This is a genomic window from Chitinophagaceae bacterium (assembly GCA_016717285.1).
In the GTDB taxonomy this organism is placed as follows: Bacteria; Bacteroidota; Bacteroidia; order Chitinophagales; family UBA10324; genus JACCZZ01.
On the sequence record JADKFU010000005.1, the window covers coordinates 92,461 to 111,008 of the forward strand.

Genomic DNA, 18,548 nt, shown 5'->3' on the forward strand with positions numbered 1-18,548 from the left:
GTCAGGAAACCAACAAATCAAAACGCCATGTCTTCAGATTTAAACTGAGGACATGGCGCTTTGCTGATACGTTAATTTATTGCTTCATAAACTTTCCGGAATAGCTGTTATGGCTGTTTTTGCTTTCTGCTTTAAAGAAATAGATGCCGTTGTTCAAAGACGCAATATCCATCACATAGCTGTTTGAGGACGTTGTAGTTTCACTCCGCAGTAATTGACCTGTAATGCTGTAAACTGAAATTTGAATCTGATCCTGCACACTGAAATCTGTGAATTCAAAAGTGAGCAGATCTGAAGCAGGATTGGGATAAGTCTCCACTTCCGGTTGTGTTCCTGTGGTCAAATTCTTTTTCTCAATGCTAGCATTTGTAGAATAAGTAACTACGAGTTTGGGTCGTAGTGATTCCACAGCATTAAGGCAGGAACCCAGGATCAGACTCTTGTAATAGTTGACCTCATCATTCATCTTAATCAGAATACCATAAGATGGATAATCGATCATATCCTGCACCAGGTGAGTAACATCCTGGTTTTCATAATCCTGTGTAAGGCTGTTGCTGCTGTGGAGTTTCAACTGGTGCATATTGGTTACGGAAGGTTTGTTATTCCAGGTAACTGTTGCAGGATCCCAGTCGCTGGTGATTCTCCTTACAATACCACGATTAAAGGGAACCGTAAGTGGGTTCACCATAGTAACCCAAATACGTGCATTGCGGATCAGCGTATAAAGAAAGGCGTGCATCAATGATGGTGGATCCGGCAGGAATAGCACTTAAATCAACACCCATTAATGTTCGGCCAATACAAAGGGTGCCGCCGCAGGTCCAGGTGTAGGCAGCATAATCGGGCACATCCGGAGCAGGGATGGATACAGCACCACTTCGTTCCATGCCTGTTTTGCATTCATCAAAAGAAATGGTAATGGTGGTGGTGTTTTGAGCATTGCCTGTTTGTGCATTCACAAATAAGAGCACTGTACAAATGGATAGTAATAGTTTTGTTTTCATAGTATTCATTTTATGGTTTAACTTTTAAAGTTACATCTAGTTGGGTCGGTATCTTCATTAACCTGAACTATTATGTAAATTAAATTATGAGCCAATAACAATTTGAGTTTCTCAATTATAACCAGGTTTTTTTATTCATGGTAACATACTGTAACTATTATGGAATAGCGGATTATACAATCGCAAATTGCCTGAAGATTAAGTTTCAAAGAAATTTATGATAGCATCTCAAAAAAGGTATTTAAATCTTTAATGGTGTTGAATCACTATATTTCCTGATCAGGGAAGCTCTTGCCTTTCTTCCAATCATGCTTCACGATAGCCGCTAAAAAAAAGCGAAAAACACATCACCATTTATGGCGAACCAATCCCAGTCGCTTTACAGGCTCATCCATTCGCTTACACAAAGCGAGAAGCGTTATTTTACGATCACCGCCGCTTCACAGCGGGATTCAACATCATTTGTAAAACTGTTTAAGTGTATCGATCAGCAGGAAGTTTATAATGAGTCAGAACTGAAATTACAACTGAAGGAAGCATCATTTATCAGGCACTTATCTGTTATCAAGGTGCAACTGTATCATTTCCTGTTAAAAACACTGCGCAATTTTCATGAAAGCAGGTCGGTTGATTTCCGGCTTAAAGAGCTGATGATGGATGCTGCCATCTTAAATGAAAAAGCGTTGTACCATGAAAGTGGTGCTACCCTTAGCCGTGCCCGGGAACTGGCTTTGAAATTTGAAGACTGGAAAGTGCTCCTCGAAGTGTTGCACAAGGAATACACGCTGGCACGGGTGATGATGGAGCCGCGGCTCATGGGCAAAGAATTGCAAAGGATCAATAAGGATGAGCGAAAATTTATTGCGCAGCTCAATAACTATGGCGAACTGGCTTACCTGGCGCTTTCACTTTCCATACTGCTCAAGAAACACCGCGATGCTAAAAGGGTGGCCGGCAATGCAGCCATTAAAAAATCATGGGGCAAACGGTTTTAAAGCAGGAACGCAACGCAATCAGTTTTCGCGCGAAAAGCTTGTTTCATAATATCTGGTCATCGTATTATATGGCCACTTCTCTTTTCGAAAAAGCAGAGGTGCACCTTTCGCAGCAGATCAATGCTTATCAGCTCCACCGTCATTTTCTGGAAGCAGCTCCTGGAAATTACCTCGGGGCTTTAAATGAATTATTGATTTCGCGTTACCGCACAGGCCAGTTTAATGAGGTGCTGAAAATGATCCGTCACTTAAAAGAACTTCCGGATTCAAATGAGATAAAACGTGTTGCTTCAAAACGATTCCGCATGGTAATCTTTTCATGGACATTTAAAATGGAAATTGGTGTCGCGATTCATACACACACTTTGCCGGAACGGCTTGTTTCTATTCAGCAGCAGGAAGTTTTTTTTAACAGGTATTGCAATGTGATAGAATCCCGCATCCGGATGGAAACACTGCTCGCACTTGCAACAGCCTCTTTCAACCTCAAGGATCGGAAGAAAGCTGCTCAACTGGTTGAACAACTTCTTCGTGATGAAGCGGCAAATATTCACCATGATTTGAACGTGCTGGCACGGGTACTCCAGGTGGTGTTGCATTATGATGACGGAAGCTTTGATGTGTTGAATTACCTCGTGTCAGGACTAAAGAGGTTTATGGTAAGGCAGAAAGATATCAGCCGCACCGAAAAACAATTATCAGAATTTGCAGTGAAGCTGGAAACATTGCACCGCCGGAAAAATCCTGCCGATTTTTTTGCTGAGCAATTAAAAAAATTTACGGCACTGAAAAAAGACCGCTTCGAAAGGCACCAGTTTGATTATTTCGATATCACGGAATGGTTAAAAAATAAAACGAAGCGGTAATATTATTGCGTGATATTTCTTCTTTATTTTTTATGAGCAGATATCATTCGCGGCAAGGGAAGTTCAGGTAATAGATGAAAGCACTAGTTTGATTTTTTCTTGCCAGTGGATTTCTTTTTCAATGCTCTTTTAACAGGCGAAACAGATTTTACAATGGTTACTCCCTGTTTCAGTTGTTTTGGATCTTTCACTTTTCCCAGTGAATTGGCATATGCTTCTTTCAATAATTTTTTAAGATAATTTTCAGGAAAATCTTTTTCATTTTTTACCAGCAGGTAACGGTATTGCTTACCATTTCCAATCAATAATTTTTCAGGATCGTCTATTTCATTTCCCCAATAAAATCCGAAGTGAATATTCCTGCTGGTGCGGCCGACAGCAATGGAGCAAAAGGTATGTCCTACCTTATCAGTTGGAGACCATCCAAAAGCAAGCGCATTATAATTGTCGTAGATAAGTTCATTTGCTGTTGGATACAAGTCCCACACGAAATCCCGCAACCATAAAACTATTTCAGTTATCTCAGCATCGAAAGGTTTGAGAAATTTAAGCAGATCCTGCGTTTCTTTTTTACTCATTGCTATAAAAGTTGGTGCGTAGTAATGTCAAATGCTGCGTAAGTTCTTCACGTCTGATTTTTGAAAACTTAAGTAGCAAGGTTTTCTTGCATTGAATATTTATTGCAACACGACCTGTCTTGATCAACTAAACTATTTAAAAAACACTTCATTTTGAGAATTATTTAATTGCCATTATTCTTTCACAAATTTTCTGACAATTGTTTCCGTATCTGTTTTTAATAGTAATAAATAGGATCCCGCGGAAAAGGATGAAACATCCAAATGAGTCTCGGATGCATTCAACGGTGACACCATTAAAATTTCTCCTATCAGATTTCTGACTTCAATAGTTGCGTTCATTTCTATTTCAGATTTAATGCTCAAAGTATTTTGCACAGGATTTGGAAATATTTCCAATCCATTACTCCATACTGTTGCATTTAATCGCAGCGGACTGGTTGTAAATTCTTTGATGAGTGAATAGTTTGTAAGCAGTTCCGGTTCTTCGACACAAAGTGTGGCAACCTGCCAGATATAAGTTGTATTGGGAGTTAATCCTGTAAGAACATAGGTAGTATCCGTTACGTCTGCAAAATTATTATCGCTGTTATTTCCACTGGCGATTCTCCATTTTACTTTGTAAGATATCGGACAGCCACCGCTGGGTTTCCACGTTATCTTTGCGGTGGTTGCTGTTATGTTGCTTGTAGTCCTTCCCTCAGTGGGAATGCCAGGACACCTCAAAAAAATGCCATTCATCAGTGCATCGCTTACGATTGGTGGATCTGAGCTTACAATCCGTAAAGAATGGTCTCCTTTATTAAGATCAAATGGAATGGTGGCTGTAAGCTCGCCTGAACCCGTTCCAACTACGGATCCAATTTTATACACCTTTGTAAAAACATCTTTCTTCGTTATTTCTGCAGTGAAAACATTCCCAACATTGAAAGTTCCGGTAGCTGTGAAATCCAATAGAATATCTTCTCCCCAACAAGGTTTATTGTCCGATACAACCGGAAGACTGATCGTATTTACCGGAACATTACCAACCTGAAGCAGTAACAAGTCGTTATATCCATTATTTCCCACTGCATCATTATTGGTAGATTTTGATGAGCCAATCACATACTGCGATCCACCAGGCGAAGAACAAAAGGCCAATGCATGGTCTGTATTCGTTCCGCCAAAAGTATTTTCCCAAATAATATCCCCGTTATTATCTGTTTCGATCAACCAAAAATCTTCCGCACCATAGTGAATTGTTACGTCACCATTATTTGAAAGTGAGGTGCCGGTAATTAAATATCCTCCCGCTTCAGTCAGCTCAATATCATTGGCAAAATCGTTGTTGCTTCCGCCATAACAATGCTGCCATAATAATTCTCCTGCATCGGAAACTTTAACCAGCCAATAATCAGCGCCACCATGGTTCCCTGTTACATCTCCCTGCGTTGAAAATGTATATCCTGCAAAAATAAATGCACCATCATTGGTTTGCCTGATCGCATTGGCTACGTCATTGCTACTTCCGCCCAGTGATTTTTCCCAGATTAAATTTCCAGAAGCATCAAGCTTCACCAACCAGCAATCACTTGATGGTCCACTTCCGTGATGACCAGTGACATCTCCATTGTCAGAATAAGAATAACCTCCAACAATGTATTCACCATTTTGTGTTTGCAGCACTGAAGTGGCCACATCGTTGTTGGTGCCTCCATATGTTTTATCCCACAAAATATTTCCTGAAGCGTCCAGCTTTATGACCCAATACTGGCCTACAGAAACTGAGTTGCCGTTTGTAAAGCCTGCAACAATATAGCCTCCATCCACCGTTTGCTGAACACTATTAGCGACATCTGCATACTGTTCTCCAATAGATTTTTGCCATTCAATCACACCATTAGCATCCAACTTCACCATCCAGAGATCAGGATAAACACCTGTGCCTTCATGCTCCGTTACATCACCGTCAATTGATTCCGAAGAACCCACTGCTATGTAACCTCCGTCCGTTGTTTGCTGAATGGAAAAGAGGTTTTCATTATCAGATCCTCCATATGTTTTAGACCATTTTACCTTGTGATTCACACCGAGCTTCATGATCCAGAAATCAGAAGACTGTCCGTGGTTTAATTTTTTCAGATCACCATTAGTAGAATTTGTTGAACCACCAACGATCAATCCGCCATCCGAAGTCAGTTGTATATCATTCCCAAAGTCATCACTGCTGCCGCCAAAAGATTGTTGCCAGCTTACAACCGGTGATTGAGAAAAAATTAGTGATGCGTGAAGAAAGCAGGAAGCAAAAAGAAGAGTAGCTTTTTTCATGGGTTTAGGTTTTAGAAATTTGAGAATTGGAAGTTGTTACTCTTTCACGAATTTTTTAATAACAGAACCACCGCCTTTTTTATATTCAAGAAGGTAGACACCACTTGCTAACGATGATACATTGATGCTCCACTCCACAGTAGCATTAACCGGTTTTTTGCGACAGCTTGCTGCAACCATTGCTGTTCGAATAAATGATAATTCAAGTTAAGTCAATTTCGTAAGTGGAAAAAATTTATGTTCGGATAGAAGAATATGAAATTGTTTAACATAAGACATGCTGCAGCAAAATTCTTTGGAAAATCGATGTATTCAGTTGATGATAATCAACCGAATTGAAGGGAAAAGGTAAGATGTAAAATGACCCGTGACTTGCGATCCTATGCTCCCGGTGCTTCTTTGAAGATTACCTGCAACAATGTCTGACCGACAGCTTTCAAAGTTGCTTTGTCGATGATCGACATATTATCCTGTTGTGTATGCCAGTGCTTTGCAAAACCTGTGCTATTCATATTAATGATGTCGATGCAGGGCGTACCATTTATTGAATTCACAAAAGCGTGATCATCGGTAATACTATTGGTCTTGCTGTAAACGAAATAATTTCCATAGCCCAGATCATTTGCGGTGTCCCAAACATTTTTTACTACGGAGGGTGCAAACTTAAGTGAAAGGCCTTCCTGCGGAAACGTTGCATTTTTGGCGCCTGTCATGTCGAGCAAAATACCAAAGTAGGCGCGGTAATTACCAACATGAGGATTGTTGGCCCAGTGTTGTGTACCGATGCAATAAGCGGTCGGTTTCTCTTGATCTGCCAGTGGATCCCAGTAGGGTGGGCCATAATCTTCCACATCGAATAAAGCAATGTCAATTCCAACATTTGTTTTTTGAGTACTGAGTAATCGTGCAATTTCCAGTAAGATTCCCACACCACTTCCTCCATCGTCAGCACCATCAAATGCACTTTTTTTATCCAGGCTGTCCTGATCGCTCCATGGGCGTGTATCCCAATGCGCGCACAACAAAATTCTTTTTTGCATTTCAGGATTGAACGAAGCGATGAGATTCTTGCAAGGCACTTTCTTTCCGTTGTACAATTCCACTTTCACATCCTGCAGTACAACATTGGATGAATATGATTTCAGTTGGGTATACAGCCATTGGGCACATTTTTCCTGTGCTGCTGTTCCCGGAATACGCGGACCAAACGAAACCTGCTTTGCAACATATGTAAAAGCAGAATCAGCATTGAAATCGGGCACTACCAAATTGACAGTTGTTTTGGCTGGTACTTCAGTTGGAGAATTACTAACCGGCTTCGGTTTCTTCTCTCCGCAACCGGTAAGTATTGCGATAATAAGTAGCAGTAAGGCAGTTGATTTGAAAGTTTTCAAAGTAGTAAGTAGTGAGTAAAAAGTCGTTAGTCGTTTTTCCTTAGTTGAGTCATTGGCACATGATCATTCATCATAATTAATACCTCACCCACTTCATCATCTCCCTCAACGTCACTTTCTTTCCATACATCAAAATGCCTGTCCGGTAAATTTTTCCTGCCACCCACACCATAAAAACAAAACCTGCAATCAATAATACTGCTGACAAAATAATCTGCCATGCCGGAGGACCAAACGGTAATCTTCCCACCATTATTATGGGTGAACAGAATGGAATCAATGAAGAGATAACTGCTAACCGGCTGTTGGGTTGATTCAATACAGACATCATGATGACGATGGAAATAATGATGGGTACGGTGGCAATGAATGTGAGTGACTGATCACCTTCTTCGCCGGATGCTGCACCGATAGCCGCGAAGATGGAAGCATATAACAGGTATCCTCCTAAAAAGAAAAAGACAAAACCAAAGGCAATCAATCCAAGTGGTAACTTGTCAAGGTCGGTGATGAAGCCGGCCATGCCTGACATATTTTGTTGTTGATACTGCGCATTCATACCGGCCATATTTTGTGTGTCACTCAGGTCGCCGCCATAAAAACTTTTCAGTACGGAAATGATGATACCTGACAACACAATCCATATAATAAACTGTGTGAGTCCTACCAGGGCGATGCCAATAATTTTCCCCATCATCAGTTGAAATGGTTTTACTGATGAGGTAATTACTTCGGCAATGCGGTTGTTCTTTTCTTCCATCACGCCGCGCATCACCATCATGCCATAAGTGATCATCACAATATAAATCATGAAGCCCATCACATAGCCCAGCGCAGTGGAAGTTTCTGCTGTGCTCATCGACAAATCTGCCTGCACCAGGTTCACCGGTGCATTCAAACCTTCCATAACCTCCGGTGAAATATTGGCGGCCTTGAGCCGTTCGCGGCGCATTATTTCATTCAACTGATCTTCGATGCCGGCGTGCGTGATGAGTCCGAGTTGATCGGTGCTGTAATATTCAATGTTGGCAGGCTTCTCAATGGTGAAATAAGAGGGGATTCGCAGGATGCCGGAAAATCCTGATGCGGCATAATTCTTCTTCAAAGAATCATACGGCACATTGGCTGCATTAATGTGGCCGAAAGTCAGGTGATCTTTGTTTTCCATTTGTGCAGAAAAAATACCGGACTCATCATAGATCGCGATTTTTTCTTCCTGTGTCCCATGGCTTGCAAGGTATACCGGCAGTAACGTAATCACTCCGATGCTCAGCGGCGCAAGGAGTGTAGTGATGAGAAAAATTCTTTTTTTCACCCTCGTAAGATATTCCCGTCGGATAATGAGCAATATTTTATTCATGGCTTATTCCTTCTACCTGCGTGATGAAAATTTCATTTAAGGAAGGCAACAATTCATTAAAGGATTTCACATGTACCTGTTGATTTACCAGTTCGCGCAGCAAATCGTTGGAAGAAAAATGTGCGTCGGTTTTTACTACCAGTTCATGATCCGTTTCGCGTATCACTGCAAAATGTTCGGGTGAAAGTCGTGGTGCATTTCCTTCGTAGTGAATGCTGAATTCATTTTTCCTGAACTGCCGGCGGATATCACTCACACCTCCATTCAGTATAATCTTTCCTTTATTGATGAGGATGATGTTTTCGCAGATTTCTTCCACCTGTTCCATACGATGCGTGGAGAAGATAATGGTAGCGCCGTTTTTACGCAGCTCTTCAATTTCATCTTTTATAAGATTTGAATTGATGGGATCGAGACCGGAAAAAGGTTCATCGAGGATAATGAGTTGTGGTTTATGAATAACAGTAGCAATGAACTGCACTTTCTGCGACATGCCTTTCGACAGCTCTTCCACTTTTTTATTCCACCAGTCTTTAATGTTGAATTTCTCCATCCATTCAAACACGCTGCGTTTTGCATCGCGGCCAGTCATGCCTTTCAACTGTGCGAGGTAAACAAGCTGCTCCCATACTTTCATCTTTTTATAGAGTCCGCGTTCTTCCGGCATGTAACCCATTTTTTCAGAATGAATTTCAGCAAGCGGTTGCCCGTTAAAGAGCACGCTTCCGGAATCTGCGGTAAGAATGGTGGTGATAATGCGGATGGTGGTGGTTTTGCCCGCGCCGTTGGGGCCGAGCATTCCGAAAATGGTTTGTGGTTCTACCGAGAAACTCACTTCATCAACTGCCCGTGTGGTGGCATAATTTTTCACAACCTTGTCCAAAACCAGAAATGACATCAGGATTAATTAGGGATGAAGAATTTAAGTGCGGGCAAAGGTAAAGAAAAATGGCAGTGGAGATAGTGAGGTTTCTTCAGGGGCGCCTACCAAATTGTCGCTGGTGATTCCTACATGTGTGCAGGAGGTTTGCCTGTTTCAAATAAAACACATTCTGAAGATGTGGTAAGAGCAGGATTAGACATACAGGAATTTATTGCGCGCAACAAAAGGGAAAGGGAAAAAGAAGGGAATACTTTTTTTGATTTGCGATTGGGCATTCATTCCGGTGCTCTTGTAGCAGGAATTGTAGGGATCAAAAAATTCGCCTATGAAATCTGGGGCGATACGGTGAACACCGCTTCGTGCATGGAATCTTCCGGCGAAATCGGTAAAGTAAATATCAGCGGCGCCACTTATGAGTTGATCAAAGATAAATTTCACTGCACTTATCGTGGAAAAATTCAGGCGAAGAACAAGGGAGAGATTGATATATATTTTGTTGACTCGGAGATTGGAAGTTGACGTGCCGATGAATAGTGAGATGTAAGACGTAAGATGTATGAAATAAAATGTGAGGTGTAAGACTAAAAACTGAAAATCTAAAAACTGCAAACTGCGAGCGCTCTCCAATCGGGAGCGCTTTTTTATTTACATCCGCATATTCCCACTTTTCAGCGCTTTTCAGCCTGTCCCATGAATTGGGAGTTTACTTGCTCTTACTCACATCCTACTTTTGCAAACTATTTTTTCGGATAGCATTCAACATCCATTTCGATTTCGGAAAACAGCAAAGCCAACATTCACATTCAAAACTTTAAAAACCACAACTATGAAATCACTTTTTAGAATGAAACAATTCACCTTCACAATTTTATTAAGCTGGACAACCATGTCGTTGTCTGCACAAGTAGCGGAATTGGTGAAATATATTTCTCCGGGAACCGAAAGTTTAACTCCACATTTCTTAGCCAACCTGAATGGAACCATTCTTATTTCAGCAAATGATCCAAACAATGGAAAAGAATTATGGAAAACAGATGGTACAACAGCAGGAACTGTTTTGGTAAAAGATATTAACCATGGATCCCCGGGCTCATCTCCTTATTTTATTGCAGACTTAAATGGCGTTGTTCTTATAGGAGCAACAGATCCTGTTAACGGAACAGAATTGTGGAAGACAGACGGCACCACAGCCGGAACTGTTTTGGTAAAAGATATTTATGCAGGTGCTACCGGTTCAGATCCGGTAATAATATCCAAACTCAACGGCATTGTAATTTTTAAAGCAAAAGATGCTTTTCATCAAACGGAATTATGGAAAACAGACGGCACCACAGCCGGAACTGTTTTAGTAAAGGATATCAATACTGCATTTTTCGGAGGCAGCTCAAATCCATACTTAATTGGCAGCGTAAATGGACTATTGCTTTTGAGCGCAACTAGTTCAGGTAATGGAACAGAATTATGGAAAACAGATGGCACAACAGGGGGCACTGTTTTGTTACGGGATATTTTTACAGGAACATCAAGTGCTGATCCCGCATTCTTAAAAGACCTGAATGGAACAATTTTATTTAGTGCTACAGATGCGGTGAATGGAACAGAATTATGGAAAACGGATGGCACATCAGCAGGCACTGTTTTAGTAAAAGATATCAATCCCGGAACCGCCAACTCTTCTCCGGCATTTTTAACCTCGTTGAATGGAACACAATTACTCAGGGCAACCAGTGCAGTTACCGGAACAGAATTATGGAAAACAGATGGAACTTCCGCTGGAACAGTTTTAGTAAAAGACATCAATCCGGGAGCCGCCACCGGTTTCCCGTATTTTCTTGCCACCAGGAATGGATTCGTGTATTTTAATGCCAATGACCAGGTTCATGGCTATGAATTATGGAGAACAGACGGTACTACGGCAGGCACGTTGCTATTCGCAGATATTGAAGAGGGAGTTGGTTCTTCCAATGTTGCATTTATGGGTGAGTTAAAAGGATCATTGATCTTTAGTGCAACCCCTTCTTACCCGGGAAGTGAGCCTTATGTGATTGATACAAATGAAGTATTGTCTCTTTTAAAGGATATTAATCCCGGCCCGGGAGGTTCCTATCCGTATTGTATTGCAAGCATAAATGATGTAATGTTTTTTGAAACTTATGAATATTCAAACGGCGGAAGCTTATGGAAAACAAATGGTACAACAGCCGGGACTGAACTTGTAACAGGAAATGATCCGTTTTTCAGCGCTTACTCTTTTGACTTGATTACCTATTTGAATGGTGCGGTACTGATATCCGGAAGTGATCCAATCAATGGAAATGAGTTATGGAAAATTCCTGCACCTTTTACCATTGATGCAACTGCAACGGTAAACGGTTCCATCAATCCTGCCGGAAATGTTTTAGCTTATGGTGGCGCAGCACCAACGTTTACTATTTATCCGCAATCCGGCTTTTGCATCAGTGATGTATTGGTTGACGGGATTTCACAAGGACCTCTTTCAACTTTTACCTTCAGCAATGTTGCAGCAAATCATTCTATAAAAGCAGAATTTTCTCCTGCACCGGTTTTCTATGCGGATACAGACAATGATGGATTTGGATTTTTATTGAACAGCGTTACTGCCTGTTCAGCTCCAACAGGTTTTGTAAGCGATAACACCGATTGCAATGATGCCAATTCATTGATCAATCCAAATGCAACAGATATTTGCAATACGGTTGATGACAACTGCAACGGACAAGTTGATGAAAACAATCCGGTAGCAGTTATTTCTCCAACAGGTATTGTGGAAGTATGCAAAGGCACAGATGTAATCTTTACAGCAACAGCGGGAATCGGTATTTCCTACCAATGGAAAAAGGATGGCGCGAATATCAATAATGCAACAGCAGCAACATATACTACCGGAGTTAAGGGTGATTATTCAGTTACGATGAGTAACGCTTTCAACTGCAGTTCCACTTCTGCAACAAGCACACTCAAGACATTGAGCAAGCCCGATGCAATCATCACACCTTTGAGCAATCTCGATATTTGTGCAACAGGTTCAGTAGTGCTTCAGGCCAATGCCGGCACCAACCTTTCTTATCAATGGAAGAAAAACGGCAGCAAAATCAATGGTGCAACCAATCAGAACTTTACTGCCACCACTGCAGCAGGTTATAAAGTTGTGGTAACTAAAAACAATGGTTGTACCAAAACATCACCGCAGGTGACGGTAACCAAGTCCTGTAAATTATCAGGTGAAAAACAAAGCACAGATGGAATCAGCATTTATCCCAATCCTTCAAACGGAAAATTTACTGTCCGTTTTACAAATGATGAAAATGAAACAGCAACCATTGAAGTGCTGAATGCACTTGGGCAGCAGATGCTATTTGAAAAAACCACTTCCGGATACGGACAATTTCCAAAGGAAATCACTTTCAACAATCAAACGCCTGACGGAATCTATTTTGTAAGGTTAACTACAACGCAAAGGACTTATACAACTCAGGTCATTTTGCAGCAATAGATTGGAGAAAAACTCCTGCGAGGCAGGACATATGATCCAAGACTAAAAACTAAAAACTAAACACGCTCTCGAGGCGAGAGCGTGTTTTATGTGTCTTCACGCATGAGAATTATTTTACATTGTGATATTCATTTTTTTCAACCAAAAAACTAACCATGAAAACATTTTCAAATTCAGTAAAGCTATTTTTTGTTTTAAGTTTTCTTTTTATAACACACCTATCTTTTTCTCAAACAAATATTTTTCCGCCAAACGGTGCAGCAGGTATTGGAACACTTACACCCAATGCATCGTCATTGCTTGATGTAACAAGCACAACACAAGGAGTGCTTGTTCCCCGAATGACAAAAAATCAACGCGATGGAATTGTGGCTCCTGCACTTGGGTTACTTATTTTCCAAACCAACAGCACACCCGGATTTTATTATTATGATGGAAGCAGTTGGTCAGCAGTAACTCCCAAAGGCGGCGCCAACAAAACACTCGGTAATCTTACAGCACCTACTGCAGTAAATGTTGCGCTCTTGCCGGCATCACCCAACGCTTTAGATCTTGGCAGTCTGTCGTTTAGCTGGAAAGATCTGTATGCAGCAGGCACCTTCTATTTAGATGGTGAACCCTTTATTGCAAATACTTCAGACAATGTGTTTGTTGGCCAAAGTGCAGGAATAGTCAATAGCACCGGCACTTCAAATACTGCTGCAGGAAATAATGCTTTATTTAAAAATACCACCGGAAGTGATAATACGGGCGTTGGGAATCATGCTTTGTTTTCAAATAACCAGGGCAATTTCAATCTGGCTACGGGTCCTTATGCAATGTACCACAATACTGATGGCAGTCAAAATCATGCCTTCGGATATGAAGCCATGTATTGGAATACAATTGGCAAGTACAATGTAGCTGTCGGTTATCAGAGTTTGGCGTACAACACTACCGGAAATTCAAACATCGCAATAGGCGTTCAATCTTTAAGATCGAATACAGAAGGAACCGGGAATGTGGCAATTGGTGATTCTGCACTCAGCACAAATACGATCAACTCTAATAATGTTGCCATCGGATTTGGCGCCCTTGCTGCTAATGACGCATCAGCAAATGTAGCAATCGGTTGGAAGGCACTTCATTCCAACACCACTGGAAATTCCAACACCGCAAATGGAAATAGCGCCCTTTTTGGGAACACCACCGGGTTTGCCAACACTGCCAATGGCAATGCAGCACTTTATTCCAATAAAACGGGAGATTCCAACACCGCCAATGGTCATCGAACGCTTTATTCGAATACAACCGGATATAACAACTCCGCAATCGGCGCTTATGCTCTTTATTCCAATACAACTGGAAAGGATAACACGGCCAATGGTAATGAAGCCCTTTATTCCAACACCATTGGAAATGACAATACCGCCATCGGGGATGAAGCCCTTTATTCCAATACCACTGGATTATCCAACACTGCCAATGGTAGTGCTGCCCTTTATTCCAACACCACTGGAGCTTATAACACCGCTAATGGTATTTCAGCGCTTCATAACAACACTTCTGGAAATTCCAATACTGCTAATGGTGTATCAGCGCTTTATCACAACACTTCTGCAGATTACAACACTGCAATCGGCTATGGTGCTCTTTATTCCAACACTGACGGAAATTCCAACATTGCAATCGGCTATGCTGCCCTTTTTTTCAACACCACTGGATCTAATAATACTGCTAATGGTTATAACGCCCTTTATGACAACACCACTGGATCTAATAACACCGCTAATGGTTATAGCGCTCTTAGTAACAACACCGGTGGATCTTATAACACCGCTTTAGGATACGATGCTGATGTAGCTGCTACCGGCCTCATCAATAGTACTGCAATTGGCAATGGCGCTGTGGTTAGTGTTTCCAATAATATGAGGTTCGGAAATTCATCAGTGATTGGTTGGGGTTTCGGTGTTTCGCCATCTACAAGAGCAATTAAAGTAGGAACAGGAGCAACCAATGGAAATGGAGCTTACCTCACAGTGGGCGGTGTATGGACAGATATTTCTGACGCAAGCAAAAAAGAAAACATCACCGAGCTTGATAAGAATTTATTTCTCGAAAAAATTCAACAACTGAAAATTTCAAAATGGATGTACACCGGAACAAGAGATGAATATCACATTGGTCCCATGGCACAGGAATTTCATAAACTGTTTGAAGTGGGTGATGACAGTTCGATTTCATCTATGGATAAAACAGGCGTTTTGTTTTTGGGAATACAAGCGCTTGCTGATGAAGACTTAAGACTTAAGACGGAAGACGTAAGGCAAAATTCAGAACTTGAAAATCTGAAGAAAGAAAATGAGAACCTTAAAATCGAGATTGCAAATATTAAATCAGAAATGATTTCAAGTCAATCATCAATGAACAGCGGTTTCGCTGAACTAAAAACCCTGGACTCAAAACCCGAAACAATCTTAGGCCAAAACATCCCCAACCCATTCGACAACTCAACACTCATCCCTTTCCGCATTCCAAAAAACTGTCATGATGCCTCTATCATGATTACCAATATTGCTTTGGGTGAAGTGGTAAGTGTGATTCCGGTTTCGTGTAATGAAGATCATTTGAGTATTGATGCAGGAATTCTTTCAAGCGGAACGTACTCGTACACTTTGTATGTGGATGGAAAAGTGATTGATACGAAGCAGATGGTGATTCAAAAGTAAGACGCAATTGAAAAGACGTAAGATGTAAGACTTGAAGACTTAAGATTGATTCATCGAAGCCTTAGCGCAGATGGACTGCAAGCGCTCTCGAATCGGGAGCGCTTTTTTTGCAAACTACCACAATCGAAAATAGTTTAAAAGTTACTTCTATCTTTTAGCGCTTTTCACTTTGTCTCTCGACTGGCGCAAGTCTTAGTAAAGCCTTGAGGCAAGGAAAACTTGTGCCTGCCCAATATTACTATCAAAGTACTAAGCTGTTATAATTATTCTTCTCAATGCTAACCCGGATATAACTTTTTAATATGCGCCATGTGATTTTTGACCATCCTCGCCAATATGGCTGTATCAATGTCTTCCAGTTTTTGAATATAGACGCAGCCCTTGGAAGCTTTATGTTTTCCGAATTTTTCTAACAATTCAATTCTTTTTTCAAAATTGGCAGAAAGATAAAAGACAATTGCATTCGCTCTTGATGCAATAGCTACAAGCGGCGCATCTCCTTCGCGGCCACTTTCATATTTATAATGGTAGCTTCCAAATCCTACAATGCTTGTTCCCCACATTTTGGGATCGAGTCCTGTTTGTTTGGTAAGCAGGTCAATTATTGCCGAACAGTCTTGCCGTCTTTTTGCATCCTTTATTTTCGACAAAAAACCGGCAACGCTTGCCTTGGTTTCAACTGTTTTATTTTTTGCCATAAAGTTGCTTTAAGATTTGCCTGATTAATGTTGGAAAATAAAATGTTGGCTGTTTATGCAGTACAGTCATTTTTATGCAACTTTATTTTAATGAATGCTTCTTCAGAAAATGCTTTGATCTTAATCAGATTTAAGCTCATCCTCTTCATTCTTTTGTAATAGAATTTTTTTGATTACCACAATCTGTCCCAAATGATAATGAACATGCTCAATAATTCCATGGATGTTCCTGTAATAGTTACCGTATTTCTCGTCGACAAAAGTTTCCCAAAGCTTTTGCTCCGGCAACTGTTCAATCAGGGTGGCAAAATTTGCGACATCTTTCCACATGTTGTCAAGCAATGTTTCCCAATCCTGCTGAGAACGAATCTGCGGAAGGTCAAAGCTGTCTTTATCTTTTCCGTCAAGAGGACCACCCTCTAAAACTTTTGTGCTTACTCTTACATAATAGTTCATATGGTAAACCAGCATCGCGATCGTGTTGAGGTCATAAACCTTCTCAATAGCTTGCTGCCAGGTTACATCTGTGAGTGTTTCTTTCAGGTTAACCCACGTCCAGTTACCACCGTAAAAAACGTCTCTGAAGTTTTTTGCTATCTGATCTGTTAGCTTCATGTGTCGGATATTTTGTGTTAATACAATCGAAGATAATTATCTTTCAAATAAGTTTATGATTGCTTTCACCCATTCCTTATTTTTTGATTGATGACGTAATATTTAAATTTAAATGGTGAGGTTGTATTTTTTTGAGTTTAGCCTTCTTGTATCCATTCCTGCCTGATTAACATTTCATTCATAATTATTAAACTCATGTTAACAGTTCTTTGAAAAGGATTGGTTTCTATTTGTAGCAACGTTAAAATTTGTTATCAAAGAATATCAATCGGTTCAACTTTTTCCTTTTGCTGCTGAAAATGATTTGAAAAAAAAAGATTTTTTCACGAGTTTTAAAATCCAATTTTAAAATCCGTTTTCGCCGCTACGAGTTATAAATTTCTAATCCATGTCATCAAATGAAAGAAATAAAAAATACACCCTATCAAATCATTTTCGTTCTCCTCATAATGATTGAAGTGCTTTTTCAACCAGGCAATGCTTATGCAGGTGGTCCGTGGGTGCTTGGTCAGGGCCAAACCAACCTCAGTTTTGGTTTCAGCCGTAAAGTGGGCGAACAACGATGGCAGCATTTTCACCTGGATCCAAATGGAACACCCAAAAATCTTACGGATGACGTAGATAGTTTTGCATTGACAAGACCACCGGACAGTGTGACCGTAGATGGTAAGTTTCACGATTTCCGCTATTATTATTTCCAGGGATCCATTGGCATTGCAAAAAACCTGGAGCTCGATTGGACACTGAACTGGCTGGTAGGAAGAGAAGCACAGACCCGTGATCCAAAAACCAACCAACTGCATACGTATTTAGATTCGGAAGGAAATATGATGATAGGCGAAAACGGCACCTATCACTATGCAGAGTGGGAAATCAACTCCGGTTTTACGGATTCATGGTTGAGCTTGAAATACCAGTTTCTTCATAATGCATGGCCTATGGCATTGGAGGTGAATACGCGTTTACCTGATTTATACCAGCAACCGGGATATGCCTACACGCGATACAACTATCAGTATTTAAACTACACCTATAATGATGAAGCGAATGATACTTCTTACTCTGTGCGCGATACGATTGTGGAAGCCGGTAGTGAATGGCGTGGTTTGAATGGCCGCGACTTCGCTTTTATATTGCATACGGGTCATTCCTTTTTTAAAGATGGCGCATTGTACCTGCAGGCATTCGCAGGATACAACTTACGCACCAACCTGCATTTCAAAAGAACAGCGTATTCCGATCAATTGCTCCTGGGGGTAAATGGCGGTTATTCTTTAAAAATCAACGATCAGTTTACACTGCTTCCTAAATTCTGGCTCGATTATACAGGTGGCCTTGGCAATGGAGGACAACCAGATATTGGTGATAGATTTTATAGTCCGTATAAAAATAACAACTTCAACAATTCAAAAGCGCTGCGTGGCTACCTGATCCTGGATTTGATTTATGACAACCGTTTTGATTTGCAGGCAGGTGCAGGATCATGGTTGTGGGGAAGAGGTGCTGTCAAATACAATGAGGTATTTGTGCAGTTGAGTTATATGTTTGGAAAGAAGGTTTGATAATTTCAGTCCGATGGTAAATGAAAGTCGTCATAGTATTCATCCGGATTTGCGGAGA

Annotated in this window: 16 protein-coding genes; 6 read left to right on the top strand and 10 right to left on the bottom strand. The window is 40.9% G+C overall.

Features of this window, described 5'->3' with window-relative positions; all coding sequences use genetic code 11:
- Positions 1-76: 76 nt before the first annotated feature.
- On the bottom strand, positions 77-742 hold the full coding sequence (locus tag IPO83_10370; GenBank protein MBK9731669.1) for a T9SS type A sorting domain-containing protein: 666 nt from the start codon (positions 740-742) through the stop codon (positions 77-79).
- Positions 663-1,007: a hypothetical protein gene (locus IPO83_10375; GenBank protein ID MBK9731670.1), complete on the bottom strand. Its 345-nt coding sequence runs from the start codon at positions 1,005-1,007 to the stop codon at positions 663-665. The genes IPO83_10370 and IPO83_10375 overlap by 80 nt, the downstream gene beginning before the upstream one ends.
- Before the next feature lie 356 nt (positions 1,008-1,363).
- On the opposite strand from IPO83_10375, the gene IPO83_10380 reads away from it, so the two are divergent.
- Complete coding sequence (locus IPO83_10380; GenBank protein ID MBK9731671.1) at positions 1,364-2,002, top strand: hypothetical protein; 639 nt, start codon at positions 1,364-1,366, stop codon at positions 2,000-2,002.
- Positions 1,984-2,868 carry a hypothetical protein gene (locus IPO83_10385; protein MBK9731672.1) on the top strand — a complete coding sequence of 295 codons (885 nt, stop codon included), beginning with the start codon at positions 1,984-1,986 and terminating at the stop codon, positions 2,866-2,868. Before IPO83_10380 ends, IPO83_10385 begins: the two co-directional genes overlap by 19 nt.
- Positions 2,869-2,951: 83 nt before the next feature.
- Here the strand turns inward: IPO83_10385 and IPO83_10390 are convergent, their stop codons facing one another.
- From IPO83_10390 to IPO83_10415, 6 genes are all read right to left on the bottom strand, one after another.
- Positions 2,952-3,446 (bottom strand): hypothetical protein, encoded by a 495-nt coding sequence (locus IPO83_10390; protein ID MBK9731673.1) that lies wholly within the window; start codon positions 3,444-3,446, stop codon positions 2,952-2,954.
- A gap of 174 nt (positions 3,447-3,620) precedes the next feature.
- On the bottom strand, positions 3,621-5,756 hold the full coding sequence (locus IPO83_10395) for a T9SS type A sorting domain-containing protein (GenBank protein MBK9731674.1): 2,136 nt from the start codon (positions 5,754-5,756) through the stop codon (positions 3,621-3,623).
- A gap of 36 nt (positions 5,757-5,792) precedes the next feature.
- Positions 5,793-5,936: a T9SS type A sorting domain-containing protein gene (locus tag IPO83_10400; protein MBK9731675.1), complete on the bottom strand. Its 144-nt coding sequence runs from the start codon at positions 5,934-5,936 to the stop codon at positions 5,793-5,795.
- 200 nt (positions 5,937-6,136) lie between these two features.
- Positions 6,137-7,150: a M28 family peptidase gene (locus IPO83_10405; protein MBK9731676.1), complete on the bottom strand. Its 1,014-nt coding sequence runs from the start codon at positions 7,148-7,150 to the stop codon at positions 6,137-6,139.
- Positions 7,151-7,226: 76 nt separating this feature from the next.
- Positions 7,227-8,465 (bottom strand): ABC transporter permease, encoded by a 1,239-nt coding sequence (locus IPO83_10410; GenBank protein MBK9731677.1) that lies wholly within the window; start codon positions 8,463-8,465, stop codon positions 7,227-7,229.
- 37 nt (positions 8,466-8,502) lie between these two features.
- Entirely contained in the window at positions 8,503-9,408 is a 906-nt protein-coding gene (locus tag IPO83_10415) for an ATP-binding cassette domain-containing protein (GenBank protein MBK9731678.1), read from the bottom strand.
- A gap of 114 nt (positions 9,409-9,522) precedes the next feature.
- Between IPO83_10415 and IPO83_10420 the strand changes: the two genes are divergently transcribed.
- The 3 genes from IPO83_10420 to IPO83_10430 all read left to right on the top strand — a co-directional run bounded on the left by IPO83_10420 (position 9,523) and on the right by IPO83_10430 (position 15,615).
- Positions 9,523-9,912 (top strand): adenylate/guanylate cyclase domain-containing protein, encoded by a 390-nt coding sequence (locus tag IPO83_10420; GenBank protein MBK9731679.1) that lies wholly within the window; start codon positions 9,523-9,525, stop codon positions 9,910-9,912.
- Between the two features lie 307 nt (positions 9,913-10,219).
- Complete coding sequence (locus IPO83_10425; protein MBK9731680.1) at positions 10,220-12,907, top strand: T9SS type A sorting domain-containing protein; 2,688 nt, start codon at positions 10,220-10,222, stop codon at positions 12,905-12,907.
- A gap of 155 nt (positions 12,908-13,062) precedes the next feature.
- Positions 13,063-15,615, top strand: coding sequence for a tail fiber domain-containing protein (locus tag IPO83_10430; protein MBK9731681.1), 2,553 nt, complete (start codon positions 13,063-13,065; stop codon positions 15,613-15,615).
- Between the two features lie 278 nt (positions 15,616-15,893).
- Here the strand turns inward: IPO83_10430 and IPO83_10435 are convergent, their stop codons facing one another.
- Together IPO83_10435 and IPO83_10440 are read right to left on the bottom strand one after the other, a co-directional pair.
- A complete protein-coding gene (locus tag IPO83_10435; GenBank protein ID MBK9731682.1) occupies positions 15,894-16,313 on the bottom strand; it encodes a DUF1801 domain-containing protein in 420 nt (139 codons plus the stop codon).
- 120 nt (positions 16,314-16,433) lie between these two features.
- A complete protein-coding gene (locus IPO83_10440; GenBank protein MBK9731683.1) occupies positions 16,434-16,928 on the bottom strand; it encodes a DUF1572 family protein in 495 nt (164 codons plus the stop codon).
- Between the two features lie 398 nt (positions 16,929-17,326).
- Between IPO83_10440 and IPO83_10445 the strand changes: the two genes are divergently transcribed.
- Entirely contained in the window at positions 17,327-18,490 is a 1,164-nt protein-coding gene (locus IPO83_10445; GenBank protein ID MBK9731684.1) for a hypothetical protein, read from the top strand.
- The last annotated feature ends 58 nt before the right edge of the window (positions 18,491-18,548 follow it).